Below are 976 nucleotides of genomic sequence, written 5' to 3' on the forward strand. Positions count from 1 at the left end.
AATATTGCTCGCGCTGATGTTGTTTATTTTCTACTTTATTGCGTTCATGATTGTTGCGAAGAGGTGAGCGATGGAATGGCTAGGTGATTTATTCAGTGGGTTGTTTCAGGATATATACAATCTTGCGGTCCAGGTCACGGCATGGATTTCGGTGAAATTCGCTATTCAGTGGATCCAGTTTAAATTGTTTATGTTGGTGTTTTCATGGGATGTTGCCAGGGAAATCCTGATAAACCTGCAATTCAGTGATTTGATATCGACTTCGTTTAACAGTCTTCCTGCATCTGTGCGGGATATATTGCTCTATCTGCAATTTGATAAGGGTATGTCTGTTATCACTCAGGCGTTTGTGACGCGCTTTCTACTGAATATATTCGGGTGGTGATCTATGTCGATTAAAATCCATCACGGTGCGCCAGGGTCATATAAATCAAGCGGTGCTATTCACACCGATGTGATTCCCGCCATCAAAGAGGGACGCTATATCATCACTAACGTGCGCGGTTTCTCTGTTGAGCGCTGCCGTGAGGTGCTGGGGAATGATGTGCCAGAGGGGTTTGAGGTGCTCTATGTCGAGACGGAATCCCAGGAAGGGCGTGATCATCTGGCGCGGTTTTACCACTGGGCTCCCAAAGGGGCGTTCTTCCTGGTTGATGAGGTGCAGCGGGTATTTCCGCCAGCATGGCGCCAGAGTGACCTGGATAAACTCAATTATCCAGGCGGGCCGGATAAGGCCAAAGAGGATGGCCGACCGGAAACTATCGACGTGGCCTTTGATATGCACCGTCACCATAACTGGGATTTTGTATTAACAACCCCGAACATCAAAAAGGTTCACCAAGTTATTCGGTCGGCGGCTGAGACCGCAATTCGGCATACCAATATGGCGATATTGGGGATTGGTGGCCGTTATAAGACCGTTCTTCACCTTTCCGACAATTCCGGCACATCCATGTCTGATGTGCTGCAAGCCAAG

The 976-nt window shown here is 48.1% G+C and carries 2 protein-coding genes; both read left to right on the top strand.

Features of this window, described 5'->3' with window-relative positions; genetic code table 11:
- The first annotated feature begins 70 nt into the window (after nt 1-70).
- Nucleotides 71-385, top strand: coding sequence for a DUF2523 family protein (locus tag ACB037_RS21255; protein ID WP_151027397.1), 315 nt, complete (start codon nt 71-73; stop codon nt 383-385).
- 3 nt (nt 386-388) lie between these two features.
- On the top strand, nt 389-976 hold a 588-nt coding region (locus ACB037_RS21260; protein ID WP_371175900.1), incomplete at its 3' end, for a zonular occludens toxin domain-containing protein.

The organism is Aeromonas sp. S19(2024), assembly GCF_041402625.1.
Lineage (GTDB): Bacteria > Pseudomonadota > Gammaproteobacteria > Enterobacterales > Aeromonadaceae > Aeromonas > Aeromonas caviae.

Bases quoted from the DNA above. Each gene is read 5' to 3' on its own strand.
- ACB037_RS21255 (WP_151027397.1), top strand. From the start codon at position 71: ATGGAATGGCTAGGTGATTTATTCAGTGGGTTGTTTCAGGATATATAC.